The organism is Pantoea sp. JZ29 (genome assembly GCF_035190385.1).
Taxonomy (GTDB): Bacteria; Pseudomonadota; Gammaproteobacteria; order Enterobacterales; family Enterobacteriaceae; genus Pantoea; species Pantoea stewartii.
Genome location: NZ_CP045241.1, coordinates 4,251,570 through 4,266,930, shown reverse-complemented (window position 1 = coordinate 4,266,930; position 15,361 = coordinate 4,251,570). Strand labels below are relative to the sequence as shown.

Below are 15,361 nucleotides of genomic sequence, written 5' to 3'. Positions count from 1 at the left end.
GCAATGTTATCTCTGGCCAGGGCCAGAGGAAAACGACTGAGAATTACGCCTATGCTGCAGTTCATACTCCGGCGTCTGGGGCTTGTCATCCCAACGTTCATCGGTATTACATTATTGACCTTCGCGTTTGTGCATATGATCCCGGGCGATCCGGTGCTGATCATGGCAGGTGAACGCGGTATCTCCCCCGAGCGCCATGCTGAGTTAATGGCGATGATGGGGCTCGATCAGCCGCTGTGGAAACAGTATCTGCACTATATCAACGGTGTGCTGCACGGTGATTTAGGTATTTCACTGAAGAGCCGCATTCCTGTATGGACTGAATTCGTCCCGCGCTTTAAAGCCACCCTGGAACTGGGGATCTGCGCCATGATGTTTGCCGTCGCCGTGGGGATTCCGGTTGGCGTTCTGGCCGCAGTAAAACGTGGTTCTGTATTCGATCACACTGCGGTCGGGATTTCCCTGACCGGCTACTCGATGCCGATTTTCTGGTGGGGCATCATGTTGATTATGCTGGTGTCGGTCCAGCTCAATCTCACACCGGTTTCAGGTCGCGTGGCAGATACGGTGTTTCTGGACGACAGCCATCCGTTGACCGGTTTTATGCTGATTGACACGTTCATCTGGGGAGAGCCTGGCGACTTCAAAGATGCCGTCATGCATATAATTCTGCCCGCGATTGTGCTGGGCACCATTCCGCTGGCCGTCATCGTGCGCATGACGCGCTCTTCTATGCTGGAAGTGCTGGGTGAAGACTATATCCGCACCGCCCGGGCGAAAGGCCTGACGCGTATGCGCGTTATCGTCGTTCACGCTCTGCGTAATGCGATGTTGCCGGTTGTGACGGTCATCGGTTTGCAGGTGGGCACCTTGCTGGCAGGGGCCATCCTGACCGAAACCATCTTCTCCTGGCCGGGTTTGGGGCGCTGGCTGATCGAAGCGCTGCAACGCCGTGATTATCCGGTCGTGCAGGGCGGTGTGCTGCTGACGGCTATCCTGATTATCCTGGTCAACCTGTTGGTTGATCTGCTGTATGGCGTGGTGAACCCGCGCATACGTCATAAGAAATAAGGGGGCATCATGTCTGTCGTTGATCCCGCGAGTGTGAATGTCGCACCTAAGCCGATGACCCCGATTCAGGAGTTCTGGCACTACTTTAAACGTAACAAAGGCGCGGTTATCGGGCTGGTTTACATCATTCTGATGCTCTTAATTGCCATTTTTGCCGAGGTGCTGGCACCGCACGGCCCGGCGGAGCAGTTCCGTGATGCCCTGCTGCATCCACCTGTGTGGCAGGAGGGAGGAAGCTGGAGCTATATCCTGGGCACCGACGATGTGGGGCGCGATATCCTCTCGCGTTTGATGTACGGCGCGCGCCTTTCCTTGCTGGTGGGCTGCATGGTCGTTGTGTTGTCGCTGATTTTTGGCGTGATTTTCGGCCTGCTGGCGGGCTATATCGGTGGAGCGGTTGATGCCACGATTATGCGTCTGGTCGACATTATGCTGGCGCTGCCTAGCCTGCTGTTAGCCCTTGTTCTGGTCGCCATTTTTGGTCCGTCGATCGTCAATGCTTCTATTGCTCTGACCTTTGTCGCGCTGCCGCACTATATCCGTCTGACACGCGCGGCGGTACTGGTTGAGGTCAATCGTGACTATGTGACGGCCTCAGGTGTCGCCGGTGCCGGTATGCTGCGTCAGATGTTTGTGAACATTCTGCCTAACTGCCTGGCCCCGTTAATTGTTCAGGCCTCGTTAGGGTTTTCCAACGCCATTCTTGATATGGCGGCGTTGGGCTTTCTCGGTATGGGTGCGCAACCGCCAACGCCGGAGTGGGGCACTATGCTCTCCGACGTATTGCAGTACGCGCAAAGTGCCTGGTGGGTGGTGACGTTCCCCGGATTAGTCATTCTGCTGACCGTGCTGGCATTTAACCTGATGGGCGATGGTTTGCGTGATGCACTCGACCCGAAACTCAAGCAGTAAAGAGGCACCGAGATGGCGTTATTAAATGTAGATAAGTTATCGGTGCATTTCGGCGACGATAAGGCACCGTTCCGCGCAGTAGACCGCATCAGTTATCAGGTTGAACAGGGCCAGGTGGTGGGCATTGTCGGTGAGTCGGGTTCGGGTAAATCCGTCAGTTCTCTGGCTATCATGGGGTTGATCGATTTCCCCGGTAAGGTGATGGCGGAAAAACTCGAATTCAACCAACGCGATCTAAAGCGTATCTCTGAAAAAGAGCGCCGTCAGCTGGTGGGCGCCGAAGTGGCCATGATTTTTCAGGACCCGATGACCAGCCTGAACCCCTGCTATACCGTGGGTTACCAAATCATGGAAGCCATTAAGGTCCATCAGGGCGGTAATAAAAGTACCCGCCGCCAGCGGGCGATTGATCTACTGAATCAGGTGGGGATTCCCGATCCGGCCTCGCGGCTGGATGTGTATCCGCATCAACTGTCTGGTGGGATGAGCCAGCGCGTGATGATCGCGATGGCGATCGCCTGTCGTCCAAAGCTGCTGATTGCCGATGAACCGACGACCGCGCTGGACGTGACGATTCAGGCGCAGATCATTGAACTGCTGCTGGACCTGCAAAAGCAGGAAAACATGGCGCTGATCCTGATCACGCACGACCTGGCACTGGTGGCAGAAGCGGCCCACCATATCATTGTGATGTATGCCGGCCAGGTAGTAGAGAGCGGCAAGGCGTCCGATATCTTTAAAGCCCCCCGTCATCCTTACACGCAGGCGTTATTGCGTGCGCTGCCAGAATTCGCGGCCGATAAAGCACGCCTGGCCTCATTGCCGGGGGTAGTGCCAGGCAAATACGATCGTCCAATGGGCTGTCTGCTGAATCCACGCTGCCCTTATGCTAACGATCGCTGCCGTAAAGAAGAACCTGAACTGCGGACGATTCCGGGACGTCAGTCCAAATGTCACTATCCGCTGGACGATGCCGGGAGACCAACCTATGAGTCCTGAGAAAACGAAGCACGACTATCTGCTGCAGGCTATTGACCTGAAAAAACACTATCCGGTGAAAAAAGGCTTATTTGGTCAGGAGCGGCTGGTCAAAGCGCTGGATGGTGTCTCTTTTAACCTGGAGCGCGGAAAAACACTGGCCGTGGTGGGGGAGTCAGGCTGCGGCAAATCCACGTTAGGCCGTTTACTGACTATGATTGAAACGCCGACGGAAGGGCAGCTTTACTGGCATGGTCAGGATTTATTAAAACACGATCCGCAGGCGCAAAAGCTGCGTCGACAGAAAATTCAGATCGTGTTTCAAAATCCCTATGGTTCGCTAAACCCGCGTAAAAAAGTCAGCCAGATTCTGGAAGAGCCGCTGATCATTAACACTTCGCTCACTAAAGCCGAGCGGCGTGAAAAAACGCTGGAAATGATGGCCAAAGTCGGTCTGAAAACCGAGCACTATGACCGTTATCCCCATATGTTTTCCGGAGGACAACGTCAGCGTATTGCGATTGCGCGTGGCCTGATGCTCGATCCGGATGTCTTAATCGCAGATGAACCGGTTTCGGCGTTGGACGTGTCAGTGCGTGCGCAGGTGCTTAACCTGATGATGGATCTGCAGCAAGACATGGGGCTGTCTTATGTCTTCATCTCTCACGATCTGTCGGTGGTTGAACACATTGCAGATGACGTGATGGTGATGTACCTGGGACGCTGCGTTGAAAAGGGCAGTAAAGAGGCGATTTTTGCTCATCCCCGCCATCCTTACACCCAGGCGCTTCTGTCGGCCACGCCACGTCTGAATCCTGACGATCGTCGTGAACGTATCAAGCTGACCGGTGAACTCCCCAGCCCGCTCAATCCGCCTCCGGGTTGCGCGTTCAATGCGCGCTGCCGTCGCCGTTTTGGCACCTGTGTTCAGTTGCAGCCGAAACTGAAGCAGTACGGTGAGCAGCAGATAGCCTGTTTTGCGGTTGATCAGGATGAAAACCAACTGATTGCGTCAGGTGATGTGACGCGCTAGAGATGTCCTGTCAGGCGGAATCCTTGTAGGTAAACGACAGGTGATTCCGCTTGACTGTAGAAGCCCGCAACGCTGTCGTTACCTTCCTGGCGTCACTCATCGCCAAAATGCACCGCTGGTTAGTGGCATGTTCTTCCTCTGCCCGTTCGCGGCATTCATAAATCCTGGGATGTGACGTGCCGCCGGATTTGAAGAATACAGGTTTTGTTGGCCACGCATTCGCGTAGTAATACTTTACCAACCATAATTCAATATTCTCACAACCCTTAAGCACCAATGTCAGAATGCTGTAAAAACGACAGTACACGAGACAGCTTTTTTTTGCTTTCCAATACAGGGAGTTGTGTTAGCCATGCTCCCTGGGTTAGTAGATACTTAGATGTTAATCATTGAGGCTGATATTTTACTTAAGGCTGTCTCAATAATTTTACGAAATATATGTGAGTTAGTGCTCATTTTTTGCTAAACACAACTAATTAGCATTAAGCTTTCTTATTGAATCTGTTGGTTTTGTAATCAGAATTATCTCACTGTGTTCAAATTATTATGATATATTCCTGGAAAAATCCTCCCTATGTTTTAGGTTGTGGTGTATGAAGAATTACGACGACTTACAGCGTTTTAAGGAAAAGACAAAAACGCTCGATATCGCCTTTCAGGATATGTCAGGCCAATCGCAGGAAGCGGCGGAGAAAAGTAAATGGTCTCTCATTCGTCAACTGGCGAGTGACGATCAGCAAATGCCGTTTAGTGGTGGCCAGCGTATTGATTTACCCCAGCCACAACCGATTCAGGGTGATGAGTTTAGTCTGGACATGGGTTCAGCGTTAACTCAGAGCGCGCAGGTGTCGACGCCTGCATCTGCCTCTTCCCGTTCCCTCATAAACAGCCTGTCAGCCAGCGAGCCGCTTCCTGACGTGACTGAGCCTGCTTCACACGCTTCCTCTTCCCTGTTCCCGACATCCTCAGCAACGCCTCAGGCCGGGGCCGCTGTACAGAAGACGCATGCGCCGGTAACGGCACCTGACACTGCCCCCTCAATCCCGGCACGTCCTGAAGCAGAGAACGGTCGCTTCAGCGATCTGTTCCGTGCGCGTAACAGCGCGTCAGAGAATTTACCTAAAGAAACGTTATTAAAACCGTTACTGGAGAAGATTGCCTTATGCCGTTAGTTTGTGTGTGCTCGCCCAAAGGTGGGGTGGGAAAAACTACGTTGGCAGCCAATCTGGCCTGGAGTCTGGCCCGATCGGGTAGCAAGGTATTGGCAATTGATTTTGATGTACAGAATGCATTGCGTCTTCATTTCGGCGTTCCCCTGAATGACGGACGGGGTTTCGTTGCTCGCTCAGAAGAGCAGGCTGACTGGAGCCAGTCTATTTTGACGACCGGAGGGAACATTTTTGTTCTGCCTTACGGCAATGTTACCGAAGCCCAGCGTGAGCGGTTCGAAGAGAATCTGACTAAAGACCCGCATTTTCTCAAGCGAGGCCTTGATACGTTACTGAACTATCCCGGCCTGGTGATGGTAGCGGACTTTCCTCCCGGACCCGGACCTGCGCTTAAAGCCATCAGGGCATTAGCCGATATGCATTTGGTCGTTATGTTGGCGGATACCGCCTCCGTGTCACTGTTACCCCATATTGAAGAAAACCGCCTGATTGGGCAGCCGCTGAACAGCCGGCACGGTCACTATTTTGTCCTCAACCAGTGCGACAATCGCCGGAATATCAATCGCGATGTGACCGCTTTTCTTCAGCAACGGCTGGGCGATACGCTCCTGGGGCAGATTCATCGTGATGAAAGTGTGGGTGAGGCCAACGCCTCGCAGCAATCCGTTTATGATTTCAGCCCTGCCTCTGCTGCTGCCTTTGATATCGAACTGATCACCAAGCGTGTCGCCAGTATTCTGAATATCACGGTGGGGAATGGCGAAGTTCAGGCGCAAATTAACACCGGTAACTACTAAATGTAATGACCTGCTCCGGCAGGTTAAAAAAAACAGCTCTTTCAGGGTGGGTCATGGGTAAACTTGGGTTTTACCTGCTGCTGCTGGTGCTTGCACCTGTTGCTGCGGTGATTATTATCACGCCGATGGATAGTCAAAAACAGTATATTTTTGGCTTGATTAGCATTGGTATGGTGTTTTTATTGGGGTTCAGTAAAAGCCGTAAAATAACGGTAGTGATGGTTATTCTTTCTGCCCTGATGTCATCCCGCTATATATGGTGGCGGACGACGGAAACACTGTATTTTAATTCTGAAATCGAAGCGATTCTTGGCATTGGCTTATATATTGCGGAACTGTATGTCTGGCTGATCCTTATACTCGGCTTCCTGCAAACCACATGGCCATTAAAGCGAACGATTGAACCCCTGCCGGAGGACACCAGCCTGTGGCCAACGGTTGATGTCTATATCCCCACGTATAATGAAAGTCTTGATGTCGTACGTGACACTGTTCTGGCCGCACAGTGCATTGACTATCCGCGTGACAAGATAAAGGTTTACCTGCTTGACGATGGAAAACGCCGGGAGTTTGCTGTATTCGCGGCCGACGTGGGTGTGGGCTACATCACGCGCGACGATAACAGCCATGCCAAAGCCGGTAATCTTAATCACGCAATGAAGATCACAAAAGGTGAACTGATTTGCGTGTTTGACTGCGACCACGTAGCGACCCGCACATTTTTACAGGCAACGGTGGGCCCGTTCCTGAAAGATCCTAAGCTGGCGCTGTTACAGACGCCGCACTATTTTTATTCGCCCGATCCTTTTGAACGCAATCTGCGCGCAGCGCGCAGCATTCCTAATGAGGGTGCGCTGTTCTATGGTCCGGTGCAGCAGGGTAATGACAACTGGAACGCGACCTTCTTCTGCGGTTCCTGTGCCGTCATTCGTCGTTCTGCGCTGGAAGAGATTGGCGGTTTCGCCGTCGAAACGGTGACCGAAGATGCCCATACGGCGTTGAAAATGCAGCGTCGTGGGTGGGGATCGGCCTTTCTGGCCATTCCTCTGGCTGCAGGCCTGGCGACTGAACGTCTGGGCCTGCACGTAATACAACGTACCCGCTGGGCCCGCGGAATGACGCAGATTTTCCGCGTCGATAACCCACTTTTGGGTCGTGGCTTAAAGTGGCAACAGCGGCTTTGCTATCTCAATGCCATGCTGCATTTCCAGTTTGGTCTGCCGCGCGTCATCTTCCTGACCGCCCCGCTGGCTTATCTGTTGTTCAATCTGAATATTATCCATTCGTCAGCATCGCTTATTTTTGCTTATGTCCTGCCTCATCTGGTGCTGTCGTTGTCGGTAAACTCGCGTATGAATGGCCGTTTCCGCTACACCTTCTGGGGGGAAATTTATGAAACCGTCATGTGTTTCCACCTGGTGATTCCGACGATTTTGACATTGCTGTCACCTAAGCATGGCAAATTTAACGTAACGGACAAAGGCGGCGTACTGGATCAGGGCTTCTTCGATTTCCATATTGTTCGCCCGCACGTCATCGTTGCGCTATTGCTCAGCATTGGCATCGTAGCGGGTATCGTGCGTGCGACGATGCATGACTATTTTGGTGTCGATCCTTACGTGATTGCCCTTAACGTAGGCTGGGCGATCTTCAGCTTAATTATTTTAATGGCCGCGATTGCGGTCGCGCGTGAAACCAAGCAGGTACGAAAAACGATTCGTATCGAGGTGCAAATTCCGGCCATTATTCATTACGCCAGCGGTATTTCCTCGCGCACTATGACCAGCGATCTCTCAATGGGTGGCGCGCATCTGGACGCACCGGATAACCGTCATGAGCATGACACGATTGAAGAGATCGATCTGTTGCTGAAATCCGGCACGATTACTATCCCGGCAAGCAAAATTTCCGGCGATGAAGAGAGCATTCGTCTCAGCTTTGGCGCAATGCCGCTGTCGCGTCGTCGCGAACTGGTGCGTGTGGTACTGGCGCGAGCGGATGCATGGATTCAGCCTGAATATAAGCAAGATAACCCCCTTACTTCTTTGGGTACCATTATTCGTACTGTTTTCGAACTGTTCTGGCTGACCTGGTTAGATCGCCGTGAGAAACGTAAAAGCGGAGCGCAAAACGTGGCGGTGAAAGAGGACAGTGCAGTATGAGAATGTTGATACAGTTGATGCTTGCAGGGTCGCTTTCGGCTGCATTGTGGGCTCTGCCGGCGTCGGCAGAGGCGCCCGTTGCCGGTAATAACGCCAGCCTTACTGCGGTAAATAACGGCCAGATCACGGACAGCAATGCGGTGTTAAACAACAGCGCGGCACCAGAAAGTGGCGCGGTGCCGAATAACAGCGCAGTAATCAACAACAGCCCTGCGACAGGTAACAGTGCTGCCCCGATCATGAGGACTGCAGCGGATGGTAATACCACCCTCAACAACAGCGCCGCACCTGGCAGCAACGCAGTAATCAACAACAGCCCTGTGCCAGATAGCAGTGCTGCCCCGATCATGAGGACTGCAACGGATGGCGATACCACCCTCAACAACAGCGCCGCACCTGGCAGCAACGCAGTAATCAACAACAGCCCTGTGCCAGATAGCAGTGCTGCCCCGATCATGAGGACTGCACCGGATAGCAATACCACACCAAACAACAGCCCAGCGCCAGACAGCAATGCCGGGCTGAATAACAGCGCAGCCCCAGCAGCCAGCACCGGGGCAGAGAACCCTGCGGTATCAACCTCAACTCATGAGGCGGCTTCCGGATCGGCGATGCCGAATGGCGGGACAGCCGCTGCGCCGTCTGCCAGCAGCCCTGCTACCGTCACCCATGACAGCAGCGCGCTGTCGAGCGTACCGCCACCGGCGGGGCTTGATAACGCAGAACCGGCCCTGGAAGCGGCGGCGGGTGCAACCCCTTATGCACCGGGTCAGGCTACGGCGACCGCGATGGCCAGCAGCATGCTCAATCAGCCCGTCAGCAGCACGCTGAGCGTGGCGCAAATGGGGCAGCGGCAGGGGATTACGCTGACCGGTGGTCAACTGCAATCGGGTATCCTGTTTACGTTGCCAGGCGATGAGGTAGTGACCAACGCACGCCTTAACCTGTCGCTGCGCGTTTCCCAGGCGCTGGCGGCACGTAATACCTCTCTGCAGTTAATGTTAAACGGCCAACCGCTCGGTACGCTGCCGTTAGGTTCGGGCGACAGTGATGAAAGCGATTACCAGCTGGACATTCCGGCGGCCATGATCGTGTCCAACAACAACCTGAGTTTTAAAATTAACGACGCCGATAAGCTGTTGTGCGAAAAAGACAGTGCGGAACAGTATCAGGTGACTATTCTGCCCAAAACGATGTTGAGCCTTGAAGGCCAGCAGTTAAATATTGGTACCAGCCTGCGTAACTTCCCGCGGCCATTTATTGACCCGCAACGTATGACCGCAGCGGATGTCACGTTTGCCTTTACCAACAGCGTTTCACCCGACACGGTCACTGCGGCAGTGCTGGTGGCATCCTGGTTGGGCATTCAAAGTGATTACCGCGGCATCAGCTTCCCGGTCGTCCGCGGTACGCTGCCGGAAAAAAACGGCATCTTGTTTGGTCATCCCGGTGACAAGATTGGCACACTGACCTTTCCTGCCGGTTCAGGGCCCACCCTGCAAATGGTCGATAATCCAGGCAATCCGGTGTATAAGCTGCTGCTGGTGAGTGGCGCAGACGAAAATCAGTTGCGCCAGGCCGCGAATCGTCTGACAACCCAGCCCCTGACTACCGATGGCAGCATGTTACAGGTTAAGCCGCAATCCATTGCCAGTCGCAGTCCTTACGATGCGCCTCGCTGGATCAATACGCTCCATCCTGTCCGTCTGGGTCAGCTGTTGCGCAAAGATCAAAGCCTTACCGCGACCGGTATCTGGCACGATGCGATGCGGGTTAATTTCCGCGCAGCGCCCGATCTGTTTTTGTGGGATGGGGATACGGTTCCGCTCCATTTGCATTACCGCTTTCCGTCAGAGACCTGGATTGATGAGAAAAACTCACTGCTCAATGTCACCCTGAACGGAACCTTCCTGCGTAATCTGACCGTCAATAAAGAGGGGCTTCTGGAAAGCGTCTGGCACCGCCTGGGTGGCGATGCGCGTCAGGAGCATTACCAGATTAACCTCGATCCCTATCTGATTTACGGCGATAACCAGCTGGCGCTCTATTTTAATATTAAGCCCAAAGCGGATGCGCCCTGCGGCGTGTTACTCAACAACAATATTAAGAGCCGAATTGAAGAGGACTCCTGGATCGATCTGAGTCACACGCGGCACTTTAGCATGTTGCCTAACCTGTCCTATTTTGTGGGCGCTTCGTTTCCGTTTTCCCGTCTGGCGGACTTTTCACAAACCACACTACTGCTGCCCGGGCAGCCCAGCGATGCGGAAATTTCCACGCTGTTAAATCTGTCCGCTCGCGCGGGAAATGCGACGGGTGTTGTCCTGGCACAGAATCAGGTGTTGTTTGGTCTGCCAAACGGCGGCAATAACCTGGCACGGGTTCAGCAAACGGATTTACTGGCCGTGAGCACGACCGGAAACAGCGCATTCAATCAGGCAATGCTCGAAAACTCGCCTTATGACGCTAACGGCAGCGCGCTGGGTGTGAAAGAACCGACCACGCTTGAAAAACTGCGCAGCTGGCTGATGGGTGACTGGTATCGTCAACCACTGGATGCCGATCGCTATTTCTCTTCGAATGAGTCCTGGCGTGGTTTTCTGAGTTACCGCTCGACATGGAACCCGGATCGTCTGGTCGTGATGGCGGTTGCTACCAGTGACGACCAGTTGCTGAGATTACATGGTGACCTCAGCTCTGCCCGCATTAATGCGGCGGTAAGAGGCGATACTGCCATTATTACCGATGAGAATGGCATCCGAAGCTTCCGGGTTGGGCCGCAGTTTCCCAGTGGGGAAATGCCGTGGTACATGATGGTGGTATGGTATGCCAACCAGCACTCGGTATTAATGGCGCTGGCTGCACTGCTGTTTTCCGCCGTGGTGGGCAGTGCCGCGTGGGCCATGTTGAAACGACATGCCTCGCGTCGACTGCAGGCAAATGATAATCGCGATGCCGGTAAGAAGTAAGGGCCATAATAATGAATAAAAACCAAATCAGTGCCGGGATCTGTCGCGCGTTAGTGCTGGGCGGGACAATCGCCTTATCTCTGCCGCTTCAGGCAGCGGAGAGCAGCAATCCTGCGCTGCAGGCGTTATTTGATCAGGCAACCTACTGGCATCAAAAAGCGCACGATGATCTGGCGAAGGCGTCCCTGCAGAAAGTGTTAATGGTGGAGCCTGATAACACCCAGGCACTTTACCTGCTGGCGCTCTATTCTCAGCAAAGTGGCGATAATGCGGGCGCGATGCAGTACCGTGCGCGCCTCAGCCAGGTTTCGCCCAACGATCCGCACCTGGCTGAACTGGATAACGCTCGCCAGCTGCAAAGCATTCCTCAGGCACAGCTCTCCCTGGCTCGCCAGCAGGCGCGGAGTGGCAATATCGCGGCGGCCTTGCAAACCTGGCGCAATACCTTTAGCGGCAATGAGCCGCCCCCCAGCGTTGCTGCGGAATATTACCTGACCATGGCGGGTGACCGTGCCCTGCTGCCGCAGGCGATTGAAGCATTGCGCCAGTTTTCGGCTCAGCATCCGCAGGATATGGGGGCCAGACTGGCGCTGGGAAAAGCACTGACATATCAGGATTCAACCCGACGTGAAGGGATTGAGCTGCTCAGTACACTGGCCAGCGGCAATCAGGATGCCGATCGCTCTCTTCGCCAGGCACTTTTATGGCTGGGGCCCCAGGCTTCAGATGCGCCGCTTTACCAAACCTGGCAGCAGCGTCATCCCCAGGATACTGCGGTGATGGACTATTACCGTAAAAATGTCGGCGGCGCGGAGAAGGGGGCAGGTTTTAGCGCGCTGAACAGCGGTGATGTGAACAGCGCAGAAACCAGTTTTGGCAAAGTGCTGCAGGCGAACCCCCAGGATGCGGATGCGCTGGCTGGCATGGGTTATGTGGCTCAACGAGAAGGCCGTTATCAGGAGGCGGCGGACTACTTGCAGCGCGCGGCACAACTGGGCGGCGATCAGAGCGCCGATCGGCAGAAGCAGGCTGCTGATGCGCGTTTTTATGCCCAGTTAGCCAACGCCCAACAGGCATTTAAAAACGGTGACAGTGCGCAGGCACTGGCACTCAGCGCCCCCCTTACTCAGGCGGAAGGCGAAAAAGGCGTGGCAGCAGGCTTATTCCGCGCTGATGTGTTACGTCGAAGCAATCAACCTGAGCAGGCTGAGCAGGCTTATCGCACGATCTTAAAAAACGATCCGGATAACCGCAATGCGCGCGAAGGGCTGTTCTATGTGTTACGCCAGCAGAATCGCACTGCGGAGGCCAATACATTACTGGCTTCGCTGCCAGAAAGCGTCAGACAAAGTGTGGCGCCGCGTGGCAGCAGCGTCGATCCTGTTCGCCAGTTGGCGAAGCGGCAGGTAGCAGCGGGCAACATCAGTGCGGCTATCGCCACCTTGCAGCAGGGCATTCAGCGCTATCCGCAGGATGGCTGGTTACGCCTTGATTTGGCGCGACTTTATCGGCAGCAAGGTGATTCAATCCAGGCGGCGAGCGTGATGCAGCCAGTGATGCGCGACGGCGCCAGCACGGCTGAGCTTTATGCCGGTGCGTTAAACGCCAGCGAAAGTGGTGCCTGGCAGCAGGCAAGCGCATTGCTGGCCCGTATTCCTGCCAGTGCACAAACGCGTGATATGCGAGAACTGGCACAGCGGGTAAATTTTAATCTGCAAATGGCCACGGCCGATCAGTATCTGGCTCAAGGATCTGATGCGGCGGCGGCGAATACGTTAAAAGCCCTTGCCGTCAACCCGCCGGATAATCCGGTTGATGCGGGAAATCTGGCACAGAAACTGGCAAAAGCCGGCGATCTTGCCGGTGCCGTAGCGGTCGTGCGTGGCAATATGCAACGGGGTGTTCAGGGCAATGCCGGTGACTATGCTGCACAGGTGGCCGTGCTTAACCAGGCCGGACTTGAGAGTGAAGCACAACGTTTTCTGAGCACGCCTGCGCTGCAGGCACGCAGTACGCCTAAGCAACTGGCCGACTTGCGTGAAGGCTATTTGATTAACGAGGTGGATCGTCTGCGTCAGCAGAAACAGTACGCCGCCGCGTACGATAAGTTAATTGGCGCGCTGCAGCGCGATCCACAAAACCGCGATTTAATGTTTGCCATGGCCCGTCTCTATCAGGACGGCAAAATGAATAAAGACGCGGGCGTCGTCTATGACTACTTAATGACGCAGGATACGCCGTCGCAGGACGCGCGCGTTGGCGCGATCAATGTTGCCCTGGCGCAAAACGATGTGCAGCGTGCCAATGAACTGGCCCGTGGCCTGACGCCCGACCCGACGCCGCAACGTCAGTTGCTCCTCGCGCAGGTGGCAGAAGCCAATGGCGACCATAGCCAGGCCATGCGTTATCTGCGAACGGCGCGGGGACAAATTATCGGTCTGCAAGGTGCGCAGCCCGGCACCACGCCAACCATCGGCGGACTGGCACTCGCCGACAACCCATTTGTGAACCGCAGCACCTCGCCTGTTGGGCGCACGCCGTCGACGTATGGCACGGTATTGCCCTGGCAGGTTGCGCCGGCCTCATCAGGCACATCGCCGGATGCCACCGTGGCCAGTACGACGAATGTTCCCTCTCAGCAGGCTCAGACGTTACATGATATTGATGCCATGATGGAAACCCTCCAGGAAAAAACGGGCACCTGGGCACAGGGCACGGTACAGGTACGCGGACGTGACGGTGAGTCGGGCCTGAGTCAGCTGACGGAAGCGAAAGCTCCACTCACTTTCTCAACTGTGCCGTTCGGCGACGCACGGTTCGACTTTACCATGACGCCAGTGTCACTGACGGCGGGCAGCGCTGCGGGCGATGCATGGCGGCGTTTCGGCACCAACGCGCTGGAACAAGGCAAAGTGGTGGCGGCCAATGGCGCAAAAGTGGACGATGTGCCGACGGCCTCGACCAATTCGCAAACGGCCTCTGGGGTTGAGCTAAGCCTGGCGCTTAAGGGCGACAGCTACAAAGTGGATTTAGGCAGTACGCCGCTGGGCCAGGACCTGAATACGCTGGTCGGTGGTGTGCAGTGGTCGCCCAAAATCACGGACTTCCTGACGCTTATCCTGACCGGGGAACGGCGTGCGATTACTGACAGTCTGCTGTCCTATGTCGGGACTGAAGATAAATCCAGCGGCAAGCGTTGGGGGAACGTCACCAAAAACGGCGGTAATGCCTTACTGAGCTACGATAATGGCGACGCCGGCATGTATGTCGGGGCTGGCGCTTACAGCTATGTAGGTGAAAACGTAGCCAGTAACAACAACCTGCAAGCCAATGCGGGCGTCTATGTTCGTCCATTCCATGCTGACGATCGTGAACTTAAAGTCGGTATGAGTTTATCGTGGATGGATTTCTCAAAAAATCTCAGCTACTTCAGCTACGGACAGGGTGGCTATTTTAGCCCGCAGGATTATGCGTCCATCTCCTTCCCGATCGACTTCACGCGCACCTTCGATGACCTGAAGGTGAATATTGGCGGCGCGTTGGGTTACCAGAGTTACAGCCAGGATAAGAGTGCGTACTTCCCGAACGATCCGTCCCGTCAGGCACAGCTGGAAGCGCTGGCCGCCAACGGGCATGTCAAAAGCGCCTTCTACGAGGGCAACAGTAAAAACGGTGTAGGTTACAACCTGCATGCAGGTGCCGATTATAAAATCGATAAAGATGTCACGATTGGCGGGCAACTGGGTTATGACACCTTTGGTGATTATAACGAAAGCAGCGCGCAGCTCTATTTCCGCTACCTGTTCGGAGACAACTAATGAGTGAAGCTTTGAGTGGGCCGAGCCACCCACATCAGCCTGGCTGGTTTGATCTGGTCAGCGTTCTGGTCGAAGGCATGATTGCCAACGCGGGCCAGGAGCAGGCCACGGCTTTTTTATATAACATGGGTGAATCACTTGCGGCACGTTATGCGTTGCCCGCAGCCCGTACCGTGCAGGATCTGGAGCGTGAATGTAACCTGCAACTGGCCCGCTTCAACTGGGGGTTTGTTCAGTTACAGCCTCAGGATAGTGCCATCTTAATTAAGCACCACGCTGCACCCGCAGGCGACAGTTATCAGCCTGCCGCCGACTGGCAGACGGCATTTGCTGCCATTCTCGCGGGGCTTTTCTCCGGCTGGCTTCAGGGGCAGGGCGGCAGTAAAGCCGTACCGGTGACGCTGGAGCTTAATGACGGCAATACGTTGCATTTCCGATATCAATAAGGTGCT

General features: G+C 54.7%; 10 protein-coding genes. All 10 read left to right on the top strand.

Annotation, left to right across the window (positions count from 1 at the left end):
- The first annotated feature begins 51 nt into the window (after positions 1-51).
- On the top strand, positions 52-1,071 hold the full coding sequence (gene dppB / locus GC090_RS19740; RefSeq protein ID WP_324020657.1) for a dipeptide ABC transporter permease DppB: 1,020 nt from the start codon (positions 52-54) through the stop codon (positions 1,069-1,071).
- Positions 1,072-1,080: 9 nt separating this feature from the next.
- Positions 1,081-1,983 carry a dipeptide ABC transporter permease DppC gene (gene dppC, locus GC090_RS19735; protein ID WP_006121409.1) on the top strand — a complete coding sequence of 301 codons (903 nt, stop codon included), beginning with the start codon at positions 1,081-1,083 and terminating at the stop codon, positions 1,981-1,983.
- A gap of 12 nt (positions 1,984-1,995) precedes the next feature.
- Positions 1,996-2,982: a dipeptide ABC transporter ATP-binding protein gene (gene dppD / locus GC090_RS19730; RefSeq protein ID WP_006121410.1), complete on the top strand. Its 987-nt coding sequence runs from the start codon at positions 1,996-1,998 to the stop codon at positions 2,980-2,982.
- A complete protein-coding gene (dppF, locus tag GC090_RS19725; protein ID WP_033737317.1) occupies positions 2,972-3,994 on the top strand; it encodes a dipeptide ABC transporter ATP-binding subunit DppF in 1,023 nt (340 codons plus the stop codon). Before dppD ends, dppF begins: the two co-directional genes overlap by 11 nt.
- A 593-nt stretch (positions 3,995-4,587) precedes the next feature.
- Positions 4,588-5,166 carry a cellulose biosynthesis protein BcsO gene (gene bcsO, locus GC090_RS19720; protein ID WP_324020656.1) on the top strand — a complete coding sequence of 193 codons (579 nt, stop codon included), beginning with the start codon at positions 4,588-4,590 and terminating at the stop codon, positions 5,164-5,166.
- Positions 5,157-5,960: a cellulose biosynthesis protein BcsQ gene (gene bcsQ / locus GC090_RS19715; protein WP_033737319.1), complete on the top strand. Its 804-nt coding sequence runs from the start codon at positions 5,157-5,159 to the stop codon at positions 5,958-5,960. The genes bcsO and bcsQ overlap by 10 nt, the downstream gene beginning before the upstream one ends.
- Before the next feature lie 53 nt (positions 5,961-6,013).
- The gene (gene bcsA, locus GC090_RS19710) at positions 6,014-8,122 is read left to right on the top strand and encodes a UDP-forming cellulose synthase catalytic subunit (RefSeq protein ID WP_324020655.1); all 2,109 of its coding nucleotides are present in this window, start codon (positions 6,014-6,016) and stop codon (positions 8,120-8,122) included.
- Positions 8,119-11,091, top strand: coding sequence for a cellulose biosynthesis cyclic di-GMP-binding regulatory protein BcsB (gene bcsB / locus GC090_RS19705; RefSeq protein ID WP_324020654.1), 2,973 nt, complete (start codon positions 8,119-8,121; stop codon positions 11,089-11,091). Before bcsA ends, bcsB begins: the two co-directional genes overlap by 4 nt.
- A gap of 11 nt (positions 11,092-11,102) precedes the next feature.
- Complete coding sequence (locus GC090_RS19700) at positions 11,103-14,909, top strand: cellulose biosynthesis protein BcsC (protein WP_039339203.1); 3,807 nt, start codon at positions 11,103-11,105, stop codon at positions 14,907-14,909.
- The gene (gene bcsD, locus GC090_RS19695; protein ID WP_039339205.1) at positions 14,909-15,355 is read left to right on the top strand and encodes a cellulose biosynthesis protein BcsD; all 447 of its coding nucleotides are present in this window, start codon (positions 14,909-14,911) and stop codon (positions 15,353-15,355) included. Before GC090_RS19700 ends, bcsD begins: the two co-directional genes overlap by 1 nt.
- Positions 15,356-15,361: the final 6 nt, after the last annotated feature.

Coding starts and splice junctions, on each gene's coding strand:
- dppF (WP_033737317.1), top strand. CDS start 2,972: ATGAGTCCTGAGAAAACGAAGCACGACTATCTGCTGCAGGCTATTGAC.
- bcsA (WP_324020655.1), top strand. CDS start 6,014: ATGGGTAAACTTGGGTTTTACCTGCTGCTGCTGGTGCTTGCACCTGTT.
- bcsO (WP_324020656.1), top strand. CDS start 4,588: ATGAAGAATTACGACGACTTACAGCGTTTTAAGGAAAAGACAAAAACG.
- GC090_RS19700 (WP_039339203.1), top strand. CDS start 11,103: ATGAATAAAAACCAAATCAGTGCCGGGATCTGTCGCGCGTTAGTGCTG.
- bcsB (WP_324020654.1), top strand. CDS start 8,119: ATGAGAATGTTGATACAGTTGATGCTTGCAGGGTCGCTTTCGGCTGCA.
- bcsQ (WP_033737319.1), top strand. CDS start 5,157: ATGCCGTTAGTTTGTGTGTGCTCGCCCAAAGGTGGGGTGGGAAAAACT.
- dppD (WP_006121410.1), top strand. CDS start 1,996: ATGGCGTTATTAAATGTAGATAAGTTATCGGTGCATTTCGGCGACGAT.
- bcsD (WP_039339205.1), top strand. CDS start 14,909: ATGAGTGAAGCTTTGAGTGGGCCGAGCCACCCACATCAGCCTGGCTGG.
- dppC (WP_006121409.1), top strand. CDS start 1,081: ATGTCTGTCGTTGATCCCGCGAGTGTGAATGTCGCACCTAAGCCGATG.
- dppB (WP_324020657.1), top strand. CDS start 52: ATGCTGCAGTTCATACTCCGGCGTCTGGGGCTTGTCATCCCAACGTTC.